The 23,358-nt window shown below is 70.0% G+C and carries 22 protein-coding genes and 2 tRNA genes; 8 read left to right on the forward strand and 16 right to left on the reverse strand.

The annotated features are described in order from the left end of the window. Nucleotides 1-14: 14 nt before the first annotated feature. Nucleotides 15-1,337, reverse strand: a complete 1,323-nt coding sequence (locus AC3WRT_RS08605) for an MFS transporter (RefSeq protein WP_492721060.1) — start codon at nucleotides 1,335-1,337, stop codon at nucleotides 15-17. A gap of 232 nt (nucleotides 1,338-1,569) precedes the next feature. Next, nucleotides 1,570-1,657, reverse strand: a tRNA-Ser gene (locus tag AC3WRT_RS08610). 192 nt (nucleotides 1,658-1,849) lie between these two features. Between AC3WRT_RS08610 and AC3WRT_RS08615 the strand changes: the two genes are divergently transcribed. After that, nucleotides 1,850-3,376, forward strand: coding sequence for an LCP family protein (locus AC3WRT_RS08615; protein WP_492721061.1), 1,527 nt, complete (start codon nucleotides 1,850-1,852; stop codon nucleotides 3,374-3,376). 107 nt (nucleotides 3,377-3,483) lie between these two features. Here AC3WRT_RS08615 and AC3WRT_RS08620 read toward each other — a convergent pair whose 3' ends face one another. From AC3WRT_RS08620 to AC3WRT_RS08630, 3 genes are all read right to left on the reverse strand, one after another. Further along, nucleotides 3,484-3,687 (reverse strand): cold-shock protein, encoded by a 204-nt coding sequence (locus tag AC3WRT_RS08620; protein ID WP_013491183.1) that lies wholly within the window; start codon nucleotides 3,685-3,687, stop codon nucleotides 3,484-3,486. Nucleotides 3,688-3,914: 227 nt separating this feature from the next. Then, nucleotides 3,915-4,898 carry a dihydropteroate synthase gene (folP, locus tag AC3WRT_RS08625; protein WP_492721062.1) on the reverse strand — a complete coding sequence of 328 codons (984 nt, stop codon included), beginning with the start codon at nucleotides 4,896-4,898 and terminating at the stop codon, nucleotides 3,915-3,917. 452 nt (nucleotides 4,899-5,350) lie between these two features. Next, nucleotides 5,351-5,438 (reverse strand) — tRNA-Ser (locus AC3WRT_RS08630). Between the two features lie 146 nt (nucleotides 5,439-5,584). Between AC3WRT_RS08630 and gvpJ the strand changes: the two genes are divergently transcribed. Both gvpJ and AC3WRT_RS08640 read left to right on the forward strand, forming a co-directional pair. Then, entirely contained in the window at nucleotides 5,585-6,061 is a 477-nt protein-coding gene (gene gvpJ, locus AC3WRT_RS08635) for a gas vesicle protein GvpJ (RefSeq protein WP_492721063.1), read from the forward strand. Nucleotides 6,062-6,170: 109 nt separating this feature from the next. After that, nucleotides 6,171-7,076, forward strand: coding sequence for a hypothetical protein (locus tag AC3WRT_RS08640; RefSeq protein ID WP_492721064.1), 906 nt, complete (start codon nucleotides 6,171-6,173; stop codon nucleotides 7,074-7,076). A gap of 30 nt (nucleotides 7,077-7,106) precedes the next feature. Here AC3WRT_RS08640 and cysE read toward each other — a convergent pair whose 3' ends face one another. Beyond that, nucleotides 7,107-7,811, reverse strand: coding sequence for a serine O-acetyltransferase (gene cysE / locus AC3WRT_RS08645; protein WP_492721065.1), 705 nt, complete (start codon nucleotides 7,809-7,811; stop codon nucleotides 7,107-7,109). Nucleotides 7,812-7,841: 30 nt separating this feature from the next. Then, on the reverse strand, nucleotides 7,842-8,771 hold the full coding sequence (cysK, locus tag AC3WRT_RS08650; protein WP_492721066.1) for a cysteine synthase A: 930 nt from the start codon (nucleotides 8,769-8,771) through the stop codon (nucleotides 7,842-7,844). Between the two features lie 225 nt (nucleotides 8,772-8,996). Here cysK and AC3WRT_RS08655 point away from each other — a divergent pair, with 225 nt between their 5' ends. The 4 genes from AC3WRT_RS08655 (at nucleotide 8,997) to AC3WRT_RS08670 (ending at nucleotide 15,029) form a co-directional block, all read left to right on the forward strand. Beyond that, complete coding sequence (locus AC3WRT_RS08655; RefSeq protein ID WP_492721067.1) at nucleotides 8,997-11,345, forward strand: (Fe-S)-binding protein; 2,349 nt, start codon at nucleotides 8,997-8,999, stop codon at nucleotides 11,343-11,345. 195 nt (nucleotides 11,346-11,540) lie between these two features. After that, nucleotides 11,541-13,373: a pectate lyase-like domain-containing protein gene (locus AC3WRT_RS08660; RefSeq protein ID WP_492721068.1), complete on the forward strand. Its 1,833-nt coding sequence runs from the start codon at nucleotides 11,541-11,543 to the stop codon at nucleotides 13,371-13,373. A gap of 77 nt (nucleotides 13,374-13,450) precedes the next feature. After that, nucleotides 13,451-14,173 (forward strand): transporter substrate-binding domain-containing protein, encoded by a 723-nt coding sequence (locus tag AC3WRT_RS08665; RefSeq protein ID WP_492721069.1) that lies wholly within the window; start codon nucleotides 13,451-13,453, stop codon nucleotides 14,171-14,173. A 133-nt stretch (nucleotides 14,174-14,306) separates the two neighbouring features. Continuing rightward, nucleotides 14,307-15,029: a hypothetical protein gene (locus tag AC3WRT_RS08670; RefSeq protein WP_492721070.1), complete on the forward strand. Its 723-nt coding sequence runs from the start codon at nucleotides 14,307-14,309 to the stop codon at nucleotides 15,027-15,029. Nucleotides 15,030-15,114: 85 nt separating this feature from the next. Here AC3WRT_RS08670 and rpmG read toward each other — a convergent pair whose 3' ends face one another. The 7 genes from rpmG to dcd form a co-directional block, all read right to left on the reverse strand. Beyond that, nucleotides 15,115-15,282 (reverse strand): 50S ribosomal protein L33, encoded by a 168-nt coding sequence (rpmG, locus tag AC3WRT_RS08675; RefSeq protein ID WP_076263338.1) that lies wholly within the window; start codon nucleotides 15,280-15,282, stop codon nucleotides 15,115-15,117. Nucleotides 15,283-15,394: 112 nt separating this feature from the next. After that, nucleotides 15,395-16,327, reverse strand: a complete 933-nt coding sequence (locus AC3WRT_RS08680; RefSeq protein WP_492721071.1) for an ABC transporter substrate-binding protein — start codon at nucleotides 16,325-16,327, stop codon at nucleotides 15,395-15,397. Beyond that, nucleotides 16,324-17,181: an ABC transporter permease gene (locus tag AC3WRT_RS08685; RefSeq protein ID WP_492721072.1), complete on the reverse strand. Its 858-nt coding sequence runs from the start codon at nucleotides 17,179-17,181 to the stop codon at nucleotides 16,324-16,326. Before AC3WRT_RS08685 ends, AC3WRT_RS08680 begins: the two co-directional genes overlap by 4 nt. Next, entirely contained in the window at nucleotides 17,178-17,819 is a 642-nt protein-coding gene (locus AC3WRT_RS08690; RefSeq protein ID WP_492721073.1) for an ABC transporter permease, read from the reverse strand. The genes AC3WRT_RS08685 and AC3WRT_RS08690 overlap by 4 nt, the downstream gene beginning before the upstream one ends. Continuing rightward, complete coding sequence (locus tag AC3WRT_RS08695; protein ID WP_492721074.1) at nucleotides 17,816-19,042, reverse strand: ABC transporter ATP-binding protein; 1,227 nt, start codon at nucleotides 19,040-19,042, stop codon at nucleotides 17,816-17,818. Before AC3WRT_RS08695 ends, AC3WRT_RS08690 begins: the two co-directional genes overlap by 4 nt. Nucleotides 19,043-19,093: 51 nt before the next feature. Continuing rightward, entirely contained in the window at nucleotides 19,094-19,819 is a 726-nt protein-coding gene (locus AC3WRT_RS08700; protein WP_492721075.1) for an alpha/beta hydrolase, read from the reverse strand. Beyond that, entirely contained in the window at nucleotides 19,816-20,394 is a 579-nt protein-coding gene (gene dcd, locus AC3WRT_RS08705) for a dCTP deaminase (protein WP_492721076.1), read from the reverse strand. The genes AC3WRT_RS08700 and dcd overlap by 4 nt, the downstream gene beginning before the upstream one ends. A gap of 78 nt (nucleotides 20,395-20,472) precedes the next feature. On the opposite strand from dcd, the gene AC3WRT_RS08710 reads away from it, so the two are divergent. Then, nucleotides 20,473-22,002: an AAA family ATPase gene (locus AC3WRT_RS08710; protein ID WP_492721077.1), complete on the forward strand. Its 1,530-nt coding sequence runs from the start codon at nucleotides 20,473-20,475 to the stop codon at nucleotides 22,000-22,002. A gap of 50 nt (nucleotides 22,003-22,052) precedes the next feature. On the opposite strand, the gene AC3WRT_RS08715 is transcribed toward AC3WRT_RS08710, so the two are convergent. Together AC3WRT_RS08715 and AC3WRT_RS08720 are read right to left on the reverse strand one after the other, a co-directional pair. After that, nucleotides 22,053-22,919: an SMP-30/gluconolactonase/LRE family protein gene (locus AC3WRT_RS08715; protein ID WP_492721078.1), complete on the reverse strand. Its 867-nt coding sequence runs from the start codon at nucleotides 22,917-22,919 to the stop codon at nucleotides 22,053-22,055. After that, the gene (locus AC3WRT_RS08720; RefSeq protein ID WP_492721079.1) at nucleotides 22,919-23,350 is read right to left on the reverse strand and encodes a hypothetical protein; all 432 of its coding nucleotides are present in this window, start codon (nucleotides 23,348-23,350) and stop codon (nucleotides 22,919-22,921) included. The genes AC3WRT_RS08715 and AC3WRT_RS08720 overlap by 1 nt, the downstream gene beginning before the upstream one ends. Nucleotides 23,351-23,358 lie beyond the last annotated feature (8 nt).

The raw sequence follows: 23,358 nt of genomic DNA on the forward strand, positions 1-23,358 counted from the left end.
ATGCCGCCCCGACGTCAGCCTGAAATCGCCCCCTGCGTCGTGGCCGGCGTGGCCGCAGCCGCCCTTTCGGGGGCACGGACACCGTTGACGAGCGGCGGCAGTCGGCGCTCCACGAGGAGCGCGATGACGACGAGCAGCAGGCAGCCGCCGACGAGGAAGGCGATGTAGACCATCCCGAGGCCGCGACCGATCAGCACGCTCGAGACGACGGGGCCGACCATGAAGGCCACGGAGAACATCAGCGAGCTGAGGGCGTTGTAGCGGCCACGCAGGTGGTCGGGCGCGAGGTCGTTGACCATGGCGGCGCTCGTCGGCTGCAGCATCGTCTCGCCGAGGCCGAAGACGCCCGCACACGCGCAGAGCAGGACCGTCGCGGCGAGCGTGCCGGGCACGAGGGAGGTCGCGCCGAGGAGCGACCAGGCCACCATCCAGGTCAGCGCCATGACGACGGCGACGCGCGTGCGCCGCCGTCCCTCGATGCGCTGGAGCACGACGAGCTGCAGGACGACGATGACCACGGTGTTGGCGGCGAACGCGTAACCGAGCCCCTGCGTCGAGATCTGCCCCTCGGCGCGGGCGTAGGCCGGCATGCCGGCGTTGAGCTGGGGATAGCTGACCAGGGCTGCGACCCCGACGAGCAGCAGCAGCGCTCGCAGCCGCGGGTCGCGCAGCAGCGCGAGGTAGGAGGCCTTCTCGTCGCCGGCGTCGGCCGGGCGCTCGACCTTGTCGCGGGCGTGGCGCAGCGGGACGAGCAGGATGAAGAGTGCCGGCAGGTAGCCGAGGGCGTCGAGCAGGTAGATGGTGACGAACGTGCCCGGGCGGGCCACGTCGACGAACTGGCCACCGACGATGCCGCCGATGCCGATGCCGAGGTTGAGCAAGGTGAAGTTGATGCCGAAGTAGCGCTGCCGCTGCTGCGTCGGGATGAGGTTGCCGATGAGGGCGCTCGAGGCCGGCCAGGTGATGCCGAAGCCGTAGCCCATGAGCACGACCGCGAGCGCCGCCTGACCGGTGCTCGTCGCGGATGCCAGCACGACGTCGGCCAGCAGCAGCGCGACCAGACTGCTCGCATAGACCCGTCTCGGGCCGATGCGGTCGATGAGCGCCCCGGCAGGCGCGACGAGCACGATCCCGACCGCGGCCTGCAGGGCCAGCAGCAGGCCGACGGTCTCCAGCGGGATGCCGCGCACCTCGTGGAGGTAGACGACCATGAAGGGCAGGACGAGGCCCGTGCCGATCGACTGGAATACGACGGTCGAGACGAGCAGCCGGCCCTCCCGCGGCAGGTCGTGCCAGAACGAGGACAGCGGCGGACGGGGGGCGGCGGTGCGGCTCACCGGGGCAGTCTGCCGGTCGCCACCGACAGCGGCCGCACCAGGTCACGCGAGGTCACGTCAAGCCGCGAGACGACAACGGCCCCCATCGCGCTGGGCACGAAGGGGCCGTTGCTCTTGGCGGAGGATGGGGAGAACCGTCGTCTCCGCTTCGCTCCGACTCCTCCCAGATCCGGGAGACTCCGCCATACGACAGATGCCCCACCACGCCGGGCGTGGTGAGGCATCTGTCAGATGGCGGAGGATGGGGGATTTGAACCCCCGAGGGTTTTATCCCAACACGATTTCCAATCGTGCGCACTAGGCCACTATGCGACGCCTCCGTGCCCGCGACGAGGCCACCAGGGCGGCGTCGGATGCACGGGCCAGCACAGGCTACCGGCACGGGCACGCCCGGCCCAAACCGGGGGTGCCGGGCGACGCCCGCCCTTACCCAGCCTGATGCGGCAACTATCAGGCTGGCAGGGCACAATGTGGTGGCGGCTCGTGCAGACGAGCCGACGAGAGAGGACTCAATGACCTACCCGAACACGCGAGGTCCGGCCACGCACCGCTCGCGCGAGGCTCTGCGACGCGAGCTGACGTCCGGTTTCCGTCGCGCCGTCGGGCTCACCGCTCTCGGCACCATCGTCCCCGGTGCGGGCCTCACCCAGACGCGCAGCCGCAAGATCGGGTGGGCGCTGCTGCTGCTTGCGATCGCCTCTGTCGTGGGGGGCGCGTTCTACGTGATGCGCACCGGCGCGACGAACGCCGCCCTGTCCGTCGTCGCACGCCCCACGGTCCTGCAGGCGATCGCCGTCGCGTTCGTCATCGGCGGTGTCCTCTGGTGCGGCTCGATCATCCTGACCGCGGTGCAGTCCCGGCCGACCCGGCTGGACCGCACCCGCACCCGTGTGCTCGCCGCCTTCACGACGCTCATGGTCTTCCTCGTCGCAGGGTCGTCGTTCAAGGTCGCCGAGTACGCCTCGATCACCCAGAGCACCGTGGCGAAGGTCTTCGGCACGACGTCGCTGAATTCCGGCTCCGGCGCGCAGATCGCGGAGGGCGCGGACCCCTGGGCCAACCAGGCCCGGGTCAACATCCTGCTGCTCGGCTCCGATGCGGGCGCCGACCGCGTCGGCATCCGCACCGACTCGATGATCCTCGCCAGCATCGACACCAAGACGGGCCGCACGGCCCTGGTCTCGATGCCGCGCAACCTGCTCAAGGCGCCGCTGGCCCCCAAGAGCCCGCTGCGCGCCATCTACCCCTCCGGGTACTTCGGCTCGCCCGACAGCAGCTGCGACCAGGGTCCCGGACAGTGCATGCTGACCAACCTCTACGTCGACGCCGAGAACTACGGCAAGGCGCACCCCGGCGCCTACCCCGCCGGCGACCAGCCGGGCCGTATCGAGCTGCGCGGCGCCGTGCAGGAGATCACCGGCCTCACGGTCGACCAGATGGTCGTCATCGACCTCAAGGGTTTCTCGCGCCTCATCGACGCCATGGGTGGGCTTGACATCAACGTCAAGCTCAGCGGCAACAACACGAAGCTGACGATCGGTGGGGAACACGACGCCAGCGGGCGCATCTTCGGGGTCAAGGGGTACTTCGAGCCGGGCCTGCAGCACCTCGACGGCTGGCACTCCCTCTGGTACGCCCGCACCCGTGCAGCTGACAGCGACACGTACCGCCAGATGCGACAGCGCTGCGTCGTGCAGGCGATCGTCAAGCAGGTCAACCCGGCCCAGATGGTGACGAAGTATCCCGAGGTCGCCAGCATCCTCAAGGACAACATCTACACCGACATCCCGGTCCAGCACCTCCCGGCCTTCGTGACGCTCGTCGAGCGGGTCCAGAAGTCGAAGATCACGAGCGTCTCGCTCACCCCGGCGCAGCAGGACTACGTCGACCCGGACTACACGATGATCCGCCAGCTCATCCAGAAGGGCATCGCTGCCCCGAAGCCGTCGGCGCCGAAGCCGTCGACGACCACCACGAGCACCCCGACCAAGACGAAGTCGGCCACGACCGCCGTCGCGGACTCCTACGAGACCTGCTGACGGGGCAGCTCGACGGCACACAACAACAAAGCCCCCGGCCGATGGCCGGGGGCTTTGTCACAAACGACTGAGGTTGGTTGTCGCTCGTTGCTGTTGCTCTCGAGTGATCAGAGCGGGCGAACTGCGTCGGCCTGCGGGCCCTTCGGACCCTGTGTGACCTCGAACTCGACTCGCTGCGCCTCGTCCAGCGAACGGTAGCCGTTCGACTGGATGGCCGAGTAGTGGACGAAAACGTCGGGGCCGCCGCCGTCCTGGGCGATGAAGCCAAAGCCCTTTTCAGCGTTGAACCACTTGACGGTGCCCTGTGCCATACGGGTAACTCTTCCTTCTTTAGCGTGTGGGACGACGCACCTCACGCGCCCCAAGCTGCCGCTTTGACTCCACTCGGTGGGCGAACCCACCGAAGCCGAAAAAGAAATCCCGTCATCGATGTGGATGACGGGCACTTGCTCGACGTCGAGGAACTGCAACTGCAACCGCGACGAACCTAGCAGAATCCCGTGCGGTCGGCCTGTCGTATGACTCGGATTTTCCCGGTTCACGAACGGTTCGCCGGGCCGTCACGCCGGGTGCCGCGAACGGCGAGCCGCGGGGCCCGATCGCCGCGGATGGTCGCCACCATGTCGACGACGCGTCGGCTTGCTCGCACGTCGTGCGCGCGGAAGACAGTGGCACCGAGCCAAGCAGCGACGGCGGTGGCCGCGAGCGAGCCTTCGAGGCGCTCCTCGGGCGGGAGGTCGAGCGACTCCCCGACAAAGTCCTTGCGTGACATTGCTTGCAGCACAGGGTAGTTCAGTGCGACGACGTCAGCCGTATGCCGCAGCACCTCTAACGAGTGCGCCGTGGTCTTGCCGAAGTCGAGAGTGGGGTCGACCAGGATTCGCTCCCGGGGTATGCCGGCCTGCTCGGCGGCATGGGCACCGTCGGCCAGGGTGCGCAGGACGTCGTGCACGACGTCGAGCGGGTCGTCGCCGTAGGTGACGTCGACCGGATCGGTCCGCGGTGGGAGACCACCGGTATGTGAGATGACGTAGCCGGCTCCGATGGACGAGGCGACGTGCACGAGGTCGCGGTCGTGGCCTGCCCACGTGTCGTTGACGAGGTCGACGACGCCGGCCGCCTCACGAGCCACCTCGGAACGCCAGGTGTCCAGGCTCAGGATCACGTGCGGGTGCTCCGTTCGTGCCCACTGCAGGAACGGGACGACGCGTCGGGTCTCCTCGTCGGCATCGACGACCTCGCCCTCCTGACCGGCCCGGACGCCACCGACGTCGACGAGGTCTGCGCCGAGCTGCACCGCGTCGAGGAAGGCGGACTTCGCGGACTCGAGGTCGGAGTGTCGGTTGCCGCTGAAGAAGGAGTCGCGGGTCCGGTTGACGATCGCCATGACCGCCGGCGATGAGGCGTCGAAGCGCCTGCCCCGCAGGACGAGCGGCGCGGCTGACGGAAGTTCCAGCGGGGCCACCCGGCCGAGGATCTCGGCGATGCCGGGCGCGGGATCCGAGCCGGAAAGTCTGTTCACACTGTCGTATCTCACGGCGTCGGCACCAGGTCAACGGGTGAACGAAGCATGGTTGCCGAACTGTTACCATTGAGCAGCGGACAACATCCACGGCCTGGCCACGCTCCCGGTCTGGCCCCGGATGGCCTGCCGGTCCTGATCGTCCCGCAATGACGGTCGACCACCGAGCTCGCGCGATACGTCGACGAGGGCTTTGGCATAAGGAAACTGAATACAGAGATGTCGTACATCGTGTCGTTCTTCGCGGCCATGAACCGTCCGTCGAAGTCAGCGCCGGTCGGTCAGTACAACTCCAGCACCACCTATGAGGAGCGGCTCGGCCTGCTCTGACGGGAGTGCACCGCTGGGCTCACGGCGAGGCCAGCACCAGAACAAGAGGGACTCCGGATCTCCGGGGCCCCTTTTTTCATGCCCGGCCACAGCGTTGGGAACCAGAGGGCGCAGGGCGTCGGCGGAGGGCGTGGGATTCGAACCCACGATGGGCTATGAACCCATAGCGGTTTTCAAGACCGCCGCACTCGGCCACTATGCGAGCCCTCCAGACGTCCGAGGTGCTCCGGGACGTCAGGGGTCACGGTAGCGAGCGAACGCTCGTTCGTCATATCCACGCAGCAGACGGTGACCGGTTCCAATGGGTACGTTTGTTCTCGGAGCCCGCCGCCGACAGTTCGGCTGACGGGCATCCCATGAACGAGGGAGCCGGGATGCGGGAGCAAGGATCGGGCTACCTGACACGACCAGCGCCCAGCGGTCTGGCCGATGTCATCGACACCATCCTCGACAAGGGCGTCGTCATCGACGCCTACGCCCGAGTCTCTCTGCTCGGCGTCGAGCTGCTGACGGTCGACGCACGCATCGCCGTCGCCAGCGTCGACACGTACCTCCGCTTCGCGGAGGCCACCAACCGGCTCGACCTCGACGGCAAGGGCGGCCCCACTCCCGTCGAGCTGCTCACCGAGGGTGCTGGCAAGGCGATCCAGGGTGTGGCGACCAAGGTGGTGCAGGACAAGGTCGAGGGCGCGATCGACACCGTCAAGGACACGGTCGAGAACGTGGCGACCAAGGCCGCGGACAAGGTGGGCGACCTGGTCGAGAAGGTCGTCCCCGCCGACGACGAGTCAGCCCCCGACCGGGAGTCGACCCGGGCGCCGAGTCCCGAATAGCCCTGGTCGACCAGCCGGCACTCTCGCACGGGGCTCACGCATGCGAACGCATCCGCCCGTCCGGGGTAAGGGGGCGGCGCACGCGAACGACGAGCGAAGGGAAGATGCCATGGCCGAGCAGCCGGGGAACCAGACACCGGACACTGAAAGCGGGGCAGAGGTACGCGAGAGGCCCGTCGAGGAGCAACGGCGAGAGCCCGAGACGGCCGGACGTCCAGGCATCGCGGACGTGGCCACCGACCCGGTGCGCGAGGTCATCACGATCCCCGGTGAGTCAGCCGAGAACGGGGTCGCCGGCGAGGCGGATGCCACTGACACGGACGCTGACACGGACGCCGGCAGTGTCCCGGCCGCAGGCAGCGGCACCACCGACGTCGGCGCGGCCGATGCCGCCGACGCGAGCAGTGTCGGGGCCGCAGACACCGGCGTGGGCGAGGTCGGTGCGGGCGACAGGGACGTGGACAGCGCCGCGACCGGAGAGCCCGAAACGGACACCGGCGACACCGCCGACACCCCGGACACCGGGAGCGTCGATGCCGTGAACGCTGGCAGCGTCGGTGCAGGCGCCACCAGTGACGACGCGGGCGATCAGGCTGGTGCGGCCGCGAGCTCGGACAGTGAGCAGGTGGGTGCCGGTCCCGACGACGGGCACCTGCGGATCGGCGAGGAGACGTCGTCGTCGATCAAGTACTCCCAGGAGATCACCTCTCCCGAGGACGAGCCGGAGCGGGCAGGCCGCAGCCTGGCCACCACCCACCACGAAGTCATCAAGCAGTGGGCCGAGGAACGCGGCGGGACACCGGCGACCGTGGAGGGCACCGAGCACGGCGACCACCTCGGCGTGCTGCGGTTCGACTTCGGCGGCAAGAACGAGAACCTGCGCCAGGTCAGCTGGGACGAGTGGTTCCACACCTTTGACGCACGCCGACTGAACTTCATCTACCAGGAGCAGCGGCGCGACGGGAACCAGTCGAACTTCTTCCGGCTGGAGAGTCCCGACCGCGAGGACGCCTGACCTGCGCCCTCCTCTGCATCATGGTCCGCGTCAGATGAACATGGCCGGGTCGAGCCACTGGTTCGTGGCGTCGCGCTTCGGGAAGCGCACCACAGCCGGTATGCCGGTCGCCACCGCTCCTGCCGCAACGTCCTTGACCACCACGGAGTTGGCGCCGACCTGGACGTCGTCACCGATCCGGATCGGACCGAGCACGCGCGCGCCGGCACCGATCGTGACCCGGTTGCCGACCGTCGGGTGGCGCTTGATCCGTGCCATCGACCGGCCGCCGAGAGTGACACCGTGGTAGATCATGACGTCGTCGCCGACCTCAGCGGTCTCACCGATGACGACGCCCATGCCGTGGTCGATGAAGAAGCGCCGACCGATGCGGGCACCGGGGTGGATCTCGACGCCGGTCGCGGCCCGCGTGACGGTGGCGAGCACCCGGGCGGGCAGCCGCCCGCCCGGGCGCTTCCACAGCTCGTGCAGGCCGCGGTGGGCCCAGATGGCGTGCAGTCCCGGCGAGGTGAGGACGAGCTCGAGCCGGGACGCCGCCGCAGGGTCGCGCTCGACGGCGCCGTCCACGTCCTCGATGACACGCTCGGCGAGCTTGCGCACGAAACCCAGCGGGCCGGCATACGCCCGCTCATCCGTGACGAGCCCGCCCGCTGAGCCCGCGGCCTCACCACGGACCAGCGTCAGGGGCGACTCGGCCGCCGTGGGCTCGCGGTCGAACTTCGGTGCGGTGCTCATGCACGTCTCCTCGTGGCGCCGTCGGCGGCGTCAGTCGACGAGACCCTCGAAGAGGATCGTGGACAGGTAGCGCTCGCCGAACGAGGGGATGATCACGACGATCGTCTTGCCGGCGTTCTCCGGGCGCTGGGCGACCTGGACGGCCGCGGCGATGGCGGCGCCGGAGGACAGCCCGACGAGCAGGCCCTCCTCCGTAGCGGCGCGGCGGGCCCACTGCACGGACGTCTCGGCGTCGACGTCGATGACCTCGTCGTAGATCTCGGTGTCGAGGATCTCGGGCACGAAGTTGGCGCCGATGCCCTGGATCTTGTGCGGTCCGGGCTGTCCGCCGTTGAGGATCGCGGACTCCTCGGGCTCGACGGCGATGATCTGGACGCCTGGCTTGCGGGCCTTGAGGACCTGGCCGACACCGGTGATGGTGCCGCCGGTGCCGATGCCCGCCACGACGATGTCGACCTCGCCGTCGGTGTCCTTCCAGATCTCCTCCGCCGTGGTCTTGCGGTGGATCTCGGGGTTGGCCTCGTTGGCGAACTGGCGCGCGAGCACGCCGCCGCGCTCGGCCGCGATCTCGTCGGCCCTCGCGACCGCGCCCTTCATGCCGGTCGACGGGTCGGTGAGGACGAGCTCGGCGCCGAAGGCCCGCAGCAGGGCGCGGCGCTCCTTGCTCATCGACTCGGGCATCGTCAGCACGACCTTGTAGCCGCGGGCGGCACCGACCATGGCGAGCGCGATGCCGGTGTTGCCGGAGGTGGCCTCGACGATGGTGCCGCCGGGCTGGAGCTGTCCGCTGGCCTCGGCGGCGTCGACGATCGCGACGCCGATGCGGTCCTTGACGGAGTTGGCCGGGTTGTAGAACTCCAGCTTCGCGGCGACGGTCGCCTGCGCGCCGTCCGTAACCTTGTTGAGGCGCACGAGCGGCGTGTTGCCGATGAGCTTGGTCACGTCGTCGTAGATCGGCATTGCGGGTGCCCCTTCGGCCAGTTCCAGCGAAACGGTGGGTCGACTCGGTCGTCCCCGACAACCGAGTCCTCGTTATACATATTCCAACACGCCGTTATCCCTTGCCAAGTGGCCGCCCATGATTCGGGCGTATGCCGTGTGGCAGGGGCGAAGGGGACGAGCGTCACGTCGTGACGGCCGTCTCAGGGACTAAGCGCTTTCTAACTCGTCAGTAGAATCCCCGTCATGAGTGCGCTCCAGATCGTCGCCGTCGTCGTGTGCCTCGGCGTCACCGCCGTCGCCGTCGCCCTGCTGGTCAAGACGGTCAACCACTTCCTCGCGACGTTCCGCCTCGGCCAGCCCGAAGATCGGGGTGACGACAAGGGCGCCCGCACCCGGACGCTGCTGCGCGAGTTCCTGGGCCACACCCGGATGTCGCGGCTGCCGGTGGTCGCGATCGCGCACTGGTTCACGATGGTCAGCTTCGGCGTCCTCTTCTTCACGCTGCTGAACGCCTTCGGCCAGCTCTTCGCCCCCGACTTCGTGCTGCCCGTCATCGGGCACTTCTTCCTCTACGAGTGGATCACCGACTTCTTCGCCTTCGCGGGCTTCGTCAGCATCCTCGCGCTCATGGCGATCAGGCAGAAGAACCACCCGCGCTCGGCCCCCGGCGAGGACGGCCGCCGCAGCCGCTTCTTCGGCTCCACCTGGTGGCAGGCCTACTACGTCGAGCTCACCATCCTCGGCGTCACGCTCTGCATCGGCCTGCTGCGAGCGCTCGAGTGGACCCTGGCCCGCAAGACCGGCACCGGCATGGACAACGCCCTGCACTTCCCACTGACGGGCTGGATCGGCAGCTTCTTCACCGGGCTGTCGGTCGGCGCGATCGAGAACCTCATCGTCGTCATCGCCGCGATCAAGATCCTCATCTCGTTCGCCTGGATGATCACCATCGCGCTGCAGCCGACCATGGGTGTCGCCTGGCACCGCTTCCTCGCGTTCTTCAACATCTTCTTCAAGCGCCACGCCGACGGCCGCACGAGCCTCGGGGAGCTCCAGCCGATCCGTGTCGGCGGCGAGGTGCTCGACTTCGAGAACGTCGAGGAGCTCGACGAGGACGCCGCACTCGGCGTCGGCAAGGTCGAGGACTTCACGTGGAAGGGGCTGCTCGACTTCTCGACCTGCACGGAGTGCGGTCGCTGTCAGAGCCAGTGCCCCGCGTGGAACACCGACAAGCCGCTCTCCCCCAAGCTGCTCGTCATGGCGCTTCGAGACCACGCCGACGCCAAGTCGCCGTGGCTGCTGGCCTCCGAGGAGGTCCGTGCCGGTGGCATCGAGGCCGCCGAGGGCTTCAGCGACGCCACGAAGGGCGCGGTCGCCACCGAGCAGCTCGTCGGCGAGACCGGCTACGACATCCGCCACCCGCTGCAGGCCTACAACCCGCATGGGCCGGACGCCGTCATCGACGAGGACGTGCTCTGGTCATGCACGACCTGTGGCGCCTGCGTCGAGCAGTGCCCCGTCGACATCGAGCACGTCGACGCCATCGTCGACATGCGCCGCTACAAGAACCTCATCGAGTCGGCCTTCCCGGCCGAGCTGGGCGGCCTGTTCAAGAACCTCGAGAAGAACTCCAACCCCTGGGGCCTCGCGCCGCGGCTGCGGATGGACTGGGCCAAGGACCTCCCCTTCGAGGTCAAGCAGGTCGGCGGATCAGGGAGCGCCGCCGTCGAATCCTTGGATGAGGTCGACTACCTCTTCTGGGTCGGCTGCGCCGGCGCCTACGAGGACCGCGCCAAGAAGACGACGCGCGCCGTCGCCGAGCTGCTCGACACGGCTGGCGTCTCCTTCGCCGTCCTCGGCGACGGCGAGGCCTGCACCGGCGACTCGGCCCGCCGCGCCGGCAACGAGTTCCTCTTCCAGATGCTCGCCCAGCAGAACGTCGAGGCCCTCAACGAGGTCGGCGCGACGAAGATCGTCGTCACCTGCGCGCACTGCTTCAACACCATCAAGAACGAGTACCCGCAGCTGGGTGGGCAGTACGAGGTGCTGCACCACACGCAGCTGCTCAACCGCCTGGTCCGGGAGAAGCGCCTGACGCCCGTCGCCCGCCCGGGCGAGGCGGTCGCCACGGGCGCCGCGTCGACCGGCGCCAAGGTCACCTACCACGACCCCTGCTACCTCGGCCGGCACAACCAGGTCTACGCCCCGCCACGCGAGCTGCTCCAGATCCTGCCCGGCGTCGAGTACGCCGAGATGGAGCGCTCGAAGGAGAAGTCCTTCTGCTGCGGCGCCGGCGGCGCGCGCATGTGGATGGAGGAGAAGCTCGGCACGCGGATCAACACCAACCGCACCGAGGAGGCCCTTGCGACCGGCGCCGAGCGCATCGCCGTCGGCTGCCCCTTCTGCAAGGTCATGCTCTCCGACGGGCTCAACGCCGCGATCCAGGACGGCAAGGCGACCGACGCCGTCGAGGTCGTCGACGTCGCCCAGATGCTGCTTGCGGCCGTGCGCCGCGGCGACGACAGCGGCGAGCCGGCCCTGGCCGCGACGCCTGAGCCCCAGCCCGACCCGGAGCCTGCTCCGACCGCCTGAGCGCGCCGGACGGCATACGCCCGCTCCCTCGACCACGGCCTCCTCGCACTCGCGAGGGGGCGTCGTCGCGGCCGCGCCGTGGGAACGCTCTCATCCCGGCTTGCCGAACCCTTTTGGAGAGTGTTTGGTGAGCGCATGACTCAACGAAGAGATCGAGGTCGGGTGTCCGCGCGCGGGCTCCACCGACTGGCCCTCGTGGCCCTGGCTGTTGTCACAGCGGCCGTCCCCGCCATCGCCGTCACCCGTGCCGACGCGTCTCCTGCCACAGCTGTCACCGCAGCACCGGCCCCGGACCTCGGCGCGAACACCCTGGTGCTCGACCCCTCCATGTCGACCGACGACATCCAGGGCAAGGTCGACGCGATCGCAGCGGCCCAGCTGTCCAACGAGATGGGCCCCGAACGACACGCGATCCTCTTCAGGCCGGGCACGTACGGCACGGCCGACAAGCCGCTGAACTTCCAGGTCGGCTACTACACCGAGGTCGCCGGGCTCGGGCAGAACCCGGGGGACGTCGTCATCAACGGCTCCGTCTACGTGCGCAACCAGTGCAGCGCCTCCGGCTGCATCGCGCTCAACAACTTCTGGCGGTCGCTGTCCAACCTCACGGTCAACGTGACGAACCCTGGCTTCGGCTGCTACAGCGGCCAGTTCTGGGCGGTCTCCCAGGCGGCGCCTCTGCGCCGGGTGGACGTCAAGGGCCAGACCACGCTGATGGACTACTGCACCGGACCTTCCTTCGCCAGTGGCGGATTCATCGCCGACTCGCGCTTCGGGACCGTCATCAACGGGTCGCAGCAGCAGTTCTTCACGCGCAACAGCTCGCTCGGCAGCTGGACCAACGGTGTGTGGAACCAGGTCTTCTCCGGGACCGACGGCGCCCCGGCGGAGTGCTTCCCGGCCAAGGCGGCCTGCGGCGGCCCCTACACGACCGCCGCCAAGACGCCGGTCAGTCGCGAGAAGCCTTACCTCTACACGGATTCCACCGGCGGCTACCGCGTCTTCGTCCCGGCCGCCGCCACCGACAGCAGCGGCGTGACATGGGCTTCCGGCTCCACCCCCGGCCGCTCGGTCCCGATCGCAGACTTCTTCGTGGCCAAGCCCTCGGACTCGGCGCAGTCGATCAACCGTGAGCTGGCCCGGGGCCGCAACCTGCTGCTCACCCCTGGCGTCTACCACCTCGACCAGACCCTGCGGGTCAAACGAGCCGACACCGTCGTGCTCGGGCTCGGGCTGGCCAGCCTCACCCCCACCTCCGGCCAGGTCGCCATGAGCGTGGCCGACGTGCCTGGCGTCGACATTGCCGGCATCACCTTCGACGCCGGCCCGGTCAGCTCGCCGGTGTTGCTCCGGATCGGCACCCAGAACGCCACCGGCGGCCAAGGCCCGAGCCGGGCTGGGTGGAGCGACGCGAGCGACCCGACCGCCCTGCAGGACGTCTTCTTCCGCATCGGCGGTCCGCACGTCGGCAAGGCGACGGTGAGCCTCGAGGTCAACAGCGACCACGTCGTCCTCGACGACATCTGGGCCTGGCGTGCCGACCACGGCAACGGCGTGGGCTGGACGAGCAACACCGCCGACACCGGGCTCGTCGTCAACGGCGACCACGTCACGGCCACAGGGCTTTTCGTCGAGCACTACCAGAAGACCGAGGTCATCTGGAACGGCGAGCACGGCTCCGTGACGTTCTTCCAGAACGAGCTGCCCTACGACCCGCCGAGCCAGGCGGCCTGGAGGTCGGCTCCCGGTCACGACGGCTATCCGGCCCTGCTCGTCGGGTCCGGCGTGAAGAGTTTCTCGGGCGTCGGGATGGGGTCCTACAGCTTCTTCAACCAGGGCATCGACATCTTCGCCGAGAACGCGTTCGAGGTGCCCGCCACACCGGGCGTCCGGCTGCACGACCTGCTGACGATCTTCCTGGACCCCGCCAGCGGCAAGGGCGGAATCCGCAACGTCGTCAACGGCGTCGGCGGATCCTCGACCATCGCCAACCCGGACGTGCCGGTCACAGTCGTCGACTACCCCTGACCAGATCGCACCCGGCCCCACGGTGGTATGCCGTGGGGCCGGGTCTCGTCCATGGTCAGAAGACCTAGGGTGACCGGATGAGCGTCGACCTGCCCTCTCTTGCCCGGGACCTCGCGCCGACGGGCGTCCTGCGCGCTTCCATCAACCTCGGCAACCCGGTGCTCGCGCAGGGCACTCCCGAGGCGCCCAGCGGCGTGACGGTCGACCTCGCGCGCGAGGTCGGCGAGCGGCTCGGCGTGCCCGTCGAGCTGCTCTGCTTCGGCGCGGCGCGCGAGTCGTTCGAGGCGATGGCCCGCGGAGAGGCCGACCTCTGCTTCCTCGCCATCGACCCGGCTCGTGAGACCGAGGTGGCCTTCACGGCGCCCTACGCCGTCATCGAGGGCGTCTACGTCGTGCCCGACAGCTCGCCGGTTCTGTCGGTCGCCGACGTCGACCGCGACGGCGTGCGGGTCGGCGTCAAGAAGGGCTCGGCCTACGACCTCTTCCTGTCGCGCACGCTGCAGCACGCGAGCATCGTGCGCGGCGACGAGGGCGTCGACGTCTTCGTCGCCGAGTCCCTGGAGGCCGGGGCCGGCATCCGTCAGCCCGTCATCGCCTTCGCCGCCGGCCGCTCAGACGTGCGCGTCGTGGAGGGGGCGTTCATGCAGATCCGGCAGGCCGTCGGCACGCCGCGCACGCGCGAGGCGGGGACCGTCGCCTTCCTGCACTCCCTGGTCGAGGAGCTCAAGGCGACCGGTTTCGTCGCGGATGCGCTGGCGCGGTCAGGCCAGGCCGGCGTCGCGGTCGCAGCACCCGCCTGACGAGGGCCCAGGCTCGACCGGACGGCATACGACGTGGTGGCCCCGGGTTCGACAGAAGTGGTGGCCATCTGGGTAATTGAGGCGCACCATGAGAGGACCCGCACAGAGGATCCCGAAGCCCGAGGAGCCGACCATGCCACGACGAGACCCCATCGTGCCCGACGGCGTGCCCGTGCTGTCACGCGGCCGCCACCGCAACGCCCGCAAGGGCGCCTGCTTCATGGAGATGGCCTCGTTCCTGGCCGGTGAACGCTGGAGCGACCACCCCACCTGCACACACCCCGTGCTGGCCACCCTCGCCCGGTGCGTCAACGACATGCTCGACGAGACGCACCGGCAGCGCCTCGTCACGATGATCCCCGAAGTCGTCGGTCTCAACCCCGATGACCCGCGGGTCTCGACGGCGCTCGTGCTGACGACTGCTCGTGCGGCACTTCCCGTCGCGGCCGAAGAGCGCCAGAACGTCATGGCCCTGGCGATCCTCAACGCCGAGGGCCTGCTCGCCGAGCAGGACGGCCGGTCCTCCGGCCAGCTGTCCAAGGCGTCCCGAGCCGCTCTTGCCACCTCACCGGCCGCCGAACGCTGGGCACGGATCCACCTGGCGCGCATGGGCTTCAACCCTGCAGCGGTGCGGCCACCGAACGCCGCCAAGGTGGTGGCGCTGGCCGTCGACGGCATCGCCCGCGCCTGTATCGACGACCCGGAGGATCTACTGGTCAAGCTGCTGCGCGACGGGATCGACGTGGTGTCCGCCTTCGCGCCGCTCGCCCCGACGCCGATCACTGTCTCCTGGGCGACCCCACAGTCCTCGACCGAGAGTGCGCCGGCCAAGCGGACCGCGCCAGTCAGCCGCTGAACGGTCGCCTCTGCGGCTCGCTGCACATGGCAGTGGCCACGCCCGTCGAGGGCGTGGCCACGTAGCCGTCACGGTGGATGCCGCGTCAGCGGGTCTCTCGGAAGTCGACGTGCTCGCGCGCAACCGGGTCGAACTTGCGCAGCACGAGACGGTCGGGGTTCGTGCGGCGGTTCTTGCGCGTCACGTAGCTGTAGCCGGTGCCGGCCGTCGAGCGCAGGGTGACGACGGGACGCAGGTCGGTGTGCTTGGCCATGAGTGCTCCTCGGGTCTTCAGGTCACGAGTTCTCGCGACTGTAATGAGAACCATTATCGGCCGCGCTCCATTCCCTCCGCCGGCCGGGCGCGACGGCCGGCGGCGTGACCGGTTAGGAGAGCCCGGCGCTGGCGAGCCAGGCCTTGGCGACCGCACTGGCATCCTTCTTGTCGACGACGACCTGCTTGACCATGTCGGCGAGGGACGTCGTGTCGAGCTTGGCCGAGACGGCGTTCAGGTCCGCCTTGACGCTGTCGGCCTTGTCGGAGCGCACGAGCGGTACGACGTTGTCGGAGCCGAAGAGGCTCTGCGGGTCCTCGAGCACGACGAAGCCGTTCGCCGCGATCGACGGGTCGGTGCTGAAGATGTTGGCCGCCTTCACCTGGCCGTTCTTCAGGGCCTCGACCGTCGCCTGGCTCTGCAGCGGACGGAACTCCTTGGGCGTGATGTTGTAGACCGACTTGAGGCCGACGAGCCCCTGCTGGCGGCTCTTGAACTCCGGCGGAGCCCCGATGGTGAGGTCGGCCTGGTGGGCCGCGAGGTCGGGGATGGCCTTGAGCGACCACTCGTTGGCCGTCTCCTTCGTCACCGCGAGGGAGTTCTTGTCCTCGGCGGCCGACTTGTCGAGGACCGTCAGGCCCTGCGGGACAGCCTTCTGCAGGGCGGTGTAGACCTCGTCGGGCTGCACGACCTTGGCGCTCTTGTCGTAGAAGTTGAGCAGCGAGCCGGTGTACTCCGGCAGCACGTCGACCTCGCCGCCGGTGATGGCCTTGAGGTAGGTCTCTCGGCTGCCGATGTTGAACTGGCGGGCGACGGTCTTGCCCTTGGCCTCGAGCGCCTGGGCGTAGATCTCGCCGAGCAGCGCAGCCTCGGGGAAGTCGGCCGAGCCGACCTTGATCGAGCCTGCGGCGGCGGTCGAACCGCCCGTGGAGCCGGCGGCCGAGGAGGTTGCGCCCGCGAGCGGGTCGCTGCCGCCCCCGCAGGCGGCCAGCGGCACGACGGCGGCGAGCAGGAGGCCCGCGGCGAGGAAGCGCGTGCGTGTCATGTTCGGTCCCTTTCGGATGGGGTGCCCGTGGTGGCGGTCGCCTCCACGGGTCCGGGGCTTGCGGAACCGACGAGAGCGGCCTGCCGTGGGTCGACGGTCGGGCGGTCTGCACCGGTTGAGCCTGGTTCGGAGTGAGGATCGGAGCTGGTGACGCGTGAACGGGCAACACGCGTGGCCCGCCCGGAGATTCCCGGTGAGACGGCCCGCTTCTCGAGCAGGGCCAGGCAACCGTCGGCGAGCAGGGCCAGGAGCGCGACGAGGATCGACCCGCAGACCATCTCGACGTAGTCGCGAGAGGCCAGCCCGTCGATGAGGTAGCGGCCGAGACCCCCGAGGCTGACGGAGGCCGCGATGGTGGCGGTGGCGATGACCTGGAGAGTCGCGCTGCGCAGGCCGCTGAGGAAGAGCGGCAGCGCACACGGCGCCTCGACCTTCGCAAGCACCTGCCACCCCGTCATGCCCATCCCGCGGGCCGCGTCGCGCGCGGCCGGCTCCACACTGTCGATGCCGGCATACGTCCCCGACAGCAGCGGCGGGATCGCCAGCAGCACGAGGACGGCGATGCTCGGGATGACGAAGGCCAGGTCGCTCTTGATCAGCGGCCCGACGAACATCGACACGGCGAAGAGCAGGCCCAGCGTCGGGATCGCCCGTGCGGCGTTGGCGCCCGTGACGAGCCACCGGGCGCGGCCGCTGTGGCCGATCCACGCGCCGAGGGGGACCGCGATGACGAGCGCGATGACCAGCGTCAGTCCGGTGTAGACCAGGTGCTCGAGCACGCGGTTGGGCACACCGTCGGCGCCCTGCCAGTTGGCCGGGTCCGTGAACCAGCCCCAGACCGCGGAGAAGGTCATGCGGCCACCGCCCGGGTCCAGGGCGTGAGCACCCGCGAGACCACCAGGATGACGAGGTCGAAGACGAGGGCGAGCACCAGGCACGCGACGATGCCGACCCACACCTCGGTGGGGAACGAGCGGGCGTAGCCGTCGGTGAGGAAGTAGCCGAGCTGCGAGATGCCGATCAGCGAGGCGACGCTGACGATGCTGACGTTGCTGACGGCGGCCACGCGCAGACCAGCCGCGATGACCGGCACCGCGAGCGGTAGGTCGACGGCACGGAAGCGGGCGAAGGAGCCGTAGCCCATGGCGATCGCGGCCTGGCGCGTCGATCCGTCGACCGACGAGAGTCCGTCGGCGACTATGCGCGTCAGCAGGGCCACCGTGTAGATCGTCATCGCGACGATGACGTTGACCGGGTCGAGGATCTTCGTGCCGAGCAGGGGCGGCAGGAGGATGAAGAGGGCGAGCGAGGGGATCGTGTAGAGCAGGCCGGTCGTCGTGAGGAGGGCGGCCCGCAGACGGGGCTGCCGGGCGGCGAACCAGCCGAGGGGCAGCGCGATGACCAGACCGAGCACCAGCGGCAGCCCGGCGAGCCAGGCGTGCTGGCCGGCTCGGAAGAGGATGTCGCCGATGTGGTCGAGGGCCCAGCTCACCGGGCCGTCGCCTCCTCGGTCGAGGTGCTGCTCGCGGGCCCGGTGGACGTATCGGCCGAGGTGACAGGGGCGGGCACGTGCTCCTCCGCCTGGCCGCCGGTGAGGACGGCGGTGGCGTCGCGGCGCGCCTCGATTGCGGGGACGACCTCCACGGCCCGGATGGTGCCGACGAGCCGACCCGCGTCGTCGGCGACGACGCCTCGCCCGCTCGGGGAGGACAGCGCGGCGTCCAGCAGCCCGCGCAACGAGCCGGACGTGGAGGCGACGGTGCCGCCGCGGTGCAGCAGCGTGCGCGTCACCTCGGACTCGACCGCTGCAGCACGGACCCAGCCGAGCGGCTCGCCGGCGTCACCGACGCACAGCACCCACGTCGTCCCGACGGCGCGCACCTGCTCGGCGCTCGTACCGAGGCGCACCGTGGGCTCGTCGGCGAGCGAGAGCTCCGGCGCAGCGGCGAAGGAGAGGGCCCGGTAGCCGCGGTCGCGCCCGACGAAGCCGGCGACGAAGTCGTCGACCGGGTCCGCGAGAAGCTTGACAGGTGAGTCCAGCTGAGCCAGTACACCGCCCACGCGCAGGACCGCCACCTGGTCACCGAGCTTCACCGCCTCGTCGATGTCATGGGTGACGAAGAGGATGGTCTTGCCCAGCTCGGACTGCAGCCGGAGGAACTCGTTCTGGAGCTGCTCGCGCACGACGGGGTCGACGGCCGAGAACGGCTCGTCCATGAGCATGACGGGCGGGTCGGCGGCGAGCGCCCGTGCGACGCCGACGCGCTGCTGCTGACCCCCGGAGAGCTGCGCCGGGTAGCGCCTCGCCATGGCGGGGTCGAGCCCCACGCGCTCGATGAGCTCCATGGCGCGTGCCCGCGCCGTCCTCTTGTCGGCGCCCAGCAGCCGGGGCACCGTGGTGACGTTGTCGAGCACCGTGCGGTGCGGGAAGAGGCCGGCATGCTGGATGACGTAGCCGATGCCGCGGCGCAGCTCGGCGACGTCGAGTGATGCCGTGTCGCGCCCGTCGATCGAGATCGTGCCGGACGTCGGCGTGATCATCCGGTTGACCATGCGCAACGTCGTGGTCTTGCCGCAGCCGGAGGGCCCGACGAGGACGGTGATCTTGCCGGTCGGCGCCTCCAGGGTGAGGTCGTCGACGGCCAGGGCCCCCGAGTCCTCGGCGGTGCCCGACGAGTCGTCGTATCGCTTGGTCACGCCCTCGAAGCGGATCATGATCCTCAAGGTACCCGCCTGGGCCGACGGGCCCTCGAACGTCGTAGAGGGTCAGACGTCGACCGTGGCGCCGCCGGAGTGCACGATTCGGGTCACAACGGCCCCAGCGGGACCGGGCCGTGGCTCTCCGGCGCCGCCGAGCTGCTTGGCGAAGGTCGCCTCGACGAGCCCGGTGACCAGGGCGGTCCAGAGCCGGGCACGCACGAGCATCGCGTGGTCGGCGCGGGCCACCCGCACCAGCGAGGCGTCCAGGCCCCGGGACTGCATCTGCTCGACGGCTGCGCGCGTTCGCGCGAGCGAGCAGATGATGTCCCGGTCGCCGTGGATCAGCACCGTGCGCGTGCCGCGGCCCGGCTGCGGGTCACCGGGCTCGACCCACGGCGCGAGCCCGATGACGAGCCGCACGTCCGCCTCGTCGCCGACGAACATCGCCACACGCCCGCCCATCGAGTGACCGACGATGGCGATCGGGACGCCGGGGTAGGCCGCCCGCAGCTGCGCCAGCCCCCAGCGGGCGTCCTCGACGGGCATGGCGTCGGAGTTCCAGCCCCGCACCCGGAAACGCAGGCGTGCCACCGCGATCGGACCGGGGACCCGCGCGAGAGCCCGGGCGAACGGCACGAGTCGTGCCACGTTGTGCGACCACGCACGGTTGGGCTCGTGGCCGTCGACGGCGCCGCCGTGCATCACGAGGGTGACGACGGTCGCGCCCGTGGGGCGGGCGTCCCAGGACAGCGTGGCGAGCGGCATACGAACGTGGTCCTGCGCTGCGCTCACACCTGGCTGCGGTGGAAGTTGGCGAACGAGCGGCTCGCCGTGGGACCGCGCTGTCCCTGGTAGTGCGAGCCGTATGCCGCTGAGCCGTAAGGGTTCTCGGCCGGCGAGCTGAGACGGAAGAAGCAGAGCTGGCCGATCTTCATGCCCGGGTAGAGCATGATCGGCAGCGTCGCGACGTTGGACAGCTCGAGGGTGACGTGACCGGAGAAGCCGGGATCGACGAAGCCGGCCGTGGCGTGCGTCAACAGGCCGAGGCGGCCAAGTGAGCTCTTGCCCTCGACCCGCGCGGCGAGGTCGTCGGGCAGCGACACGCTCTCGAGCGTCGAGCCGAGGACGAACTCCCCCGGGTGCAGCACGAAGCTGTCCTCCTCGGGGCCGACCTCGACGAGCCGGGTCAGGTCGGGCTGCTCCGCCGCGGGGTCGATGTACGGGTACTTGTGGTTGTCGAAGAGCCGGAAGAACTTGTCGAGTCGCACGTCGACGCTCGACGGCTGGACCATCTGCGGGTCCCAGGGGTCGAGCACGACCCGCTCGGAGGCGATCTCGGCCCGGATGTCCTTGTCGGAGAGCAGCACGGGTCGAGGCTACAGCGCCGCACCGATTTCGCCCGCGACTCCTGCCCCGCGGACGTCCCGGCGTCCTATCGTCACGTCATGGACCCCTCGACCCCGGGCACGGGACGCGCCGACGACGACCTCCTCACCGACTTCCACACCGTCCTGCGGCGGATCCTCGAGGAGATGCCGGGCACCGACCGGGGACGGCGGCTGTCCGACGTGCTCCGCGACCACCTCGGTGTGGAGCCGCACCTGCTCGCCGTCGTCGCAGCGCAGGTGCCACCTCACCGGCTCGTCGACGCCGACATCGCCCTGTCGGAGGTCATGGCCGACCACCCGGACGCCACGGTGGTGGGTATCGCCGGCGACGCCCGCCACCACCTGTCGCTCGGCGATCTCGTGCAGGGTTCCCACGGCCCGGGCATGACGGTCGGCCAGGTCGACTACGACCGCATGCCGACGGGGCCGGGCAAGGACGACCAGCGACAGGTCGTCACCTCCGGGATCCGACTCTTCCGCTTCGGCGGGCAACCCGTCGCGGTCCGCCAGCAGGGCATGAACCGGCAGTTCGGCCGCGAGGTGGGCAGCATCGAGGTCGTCGCGCAGGACCGAGGGGTGTCGGACGCCCTCATGGCCCGGGTCCAGGAGCTCATGGACGAGCGCAGCGTCATCCGGGGACAGGTGATCACCTTCGGCTCGGACCCCTACGGGCCCGGGCTGGCCGGCGTGACCTTCATCGAGCGTCCCCGGGTCGACGCCGCTGCCGTCGTGCTCCCCGACGGCGTGCTCGACCGGGTGGCGCACCACGTCATCGGGGTGGGCGAGCACCGCGAGCGGCTCGTCGCGCACGGCCAGCACCTCAAGCGGGGCGTCCTGCTCTACGGGCCTCCCGGCACCGGCAAGACGCACACCGTCCGCCACCTGCTCTCGGCGACGCCGGACACGACGGCGGTGCTGCTGAGCGGGGGTTCGCTCCGCTTCGTCCACGACGCCGCCAAGGTCGCCCGCGCACACCAACCGGCGATCGTCGTCCTCGAGGACTGCGACCTCGTCGCCGAGGACCGTTCCTTCGCACCGATGGGCGCCTCGCCCCTGCTCTTCGACGTGCTCGACGCCCTCGACGGCCTCGATGCCGACGCCGACGTGGCCTTCATCCTGACGACGAACCGGGTGGAGGACCTCGAGGTCGCCCTGTCGCAGCGGCCGGGCCGGGTCGACCTCGCTGCCGAGATCCCGCTGCCCGACGCCGAGGGGCGCCGCGAGCTGCTGCGCCTCTACGGCGGGCACCTCTTCGGCACCGAGGCGATCTCCGCCGCTGCGGCACGGGCCGAGGGCACGACCGCGTCGTTCGCCAAGGAGCTCGTGCGGCGTGCGGTCCTGGCCGCGGCGCTCGTCGACGAGCCGCCGTCGGACGCGCATCTCGCCATCGCGCTCGACGAGCTGATGTCGGACGCGCAACGGCTCACGCGCAGCCTCCTCGGTGTGAACTCCCGTCCTGAGATGGACCCGGGCGAGGGGTGGGACGGCGTTCCGTCGGGCATGCCGTCCGGCCGGTTCCCGCGGCCAGGCCGCTCCGTCGCGGTGTTCGGACCGTCCCCGGACGGCGGGGTCACCCACCCCGGCTGACGGCGTGACGGGGCACACGGCATACGCCCTCGGTGGGCCTCGGCCGCCCGTCAGCCCGCGAAGGCGCGCACCGGCTGCCCGGGCACGGCCACGCGGACCCGGAAGACGGCGCCGGCCTCGGGCTCGGGGTCGTCGAGGTCCTCGCGGGAGGTCGTGATGTAGAGGTCGCACAGGTCGTCGCCCCCGAGCGTGCACGCCGTGACAAGCCGGACGGGGAGGGTCACCTCGGCGACCACCTCCCCCTCCGGGGAGTGACAGCGCACGCGTCCGGCGCCGTTGAGCGCCACCCACACGTTGCCGGCGCTGTCGACGGTGAGCCCGTCGGGGCTGCCGGTCTCAGGTGTCACGAACGGGCGCCGGTTCGTCAGCTCGCCGTCGACGACGTCGAAGACATCGGTGCGGCCGGTCGGGGTGTCGTTGTAGAAGGCGAGGCGGTGGTCGGGCGACAGGTCGATGCCGTTGGAGATGGTCACGTCGGGCAGCACGACCGCGACCTCCCCGGCCCCGTCGACGCGGTAGAGCGTGGCGCTGCCGGGCACGCGGTCGTAGCCCATCGTGCCCGCCCACAGCCGGCCCTCGGCGTCGACGCCGCCCTCGTTCATCCGGATGGAGGGGTCGCCCCAGAGGTCGAACCACGGCGTGGGTATGCCGTCCGGCTCGTCCGCGCGGGCCAGCCCTCGCTCGGTTGCGACCACCCACCCCCCGTTGGTGCGCGGCCGCACGAAGGCCGCGACGTCGCCCACATGCATCCGGTCGATGGAGCCGTCAGGATGCAGCGTCAGCACGTCACCGGCCAGCATGTCCACCCAGCGCAGTCCGCCCCACGTGGGCGACCACACCGGCCCCTCGCCGTGGTAGCAGAGAGTCTCGGTCACCTGCTCGAGCTCTCCCTCGACCATCGGACTGGAGGCGGCCATCAGTCCCACCACACGCCGACGTAGTGGTGCCCCTCGGGCACGGTGGGTCCGTCGACCAACCAGTCAGCAGCAGCGGCCGGGCCGCCGCTCCCCTCGGTGTCCGCATCGACCGTCATGGCGTCGACCTCCTCGGGAAGCAGGGTCGTGATCACGGCCACCCCACTGGCGTAGGGCCACTCGTCGTCGGGAAAGACCTGGAACTCCAGCACGTCGAGCTCGACCCGGACGTCATGGACCTCCGGGTGGGCGCGCAGGTCGAAGAGCACCCGGCGCACCGCCTCGAGGGGCAGGTCGTCGGGCCGGTTGGGTGCGATGCACCACTCGCAGTCGTTGCCGTCGAAGAACTGCTCGAGGGTCACGGCGACCTGGGCGCTTGCTCCCCCACGGGACCGGACGTGATCGACGAAGGCCTTCTGCTTGGCGAGATCCATGACGGTTT

The organism is Terrabacter sp. FW104-15G4B (assembly GCF_058790095.1).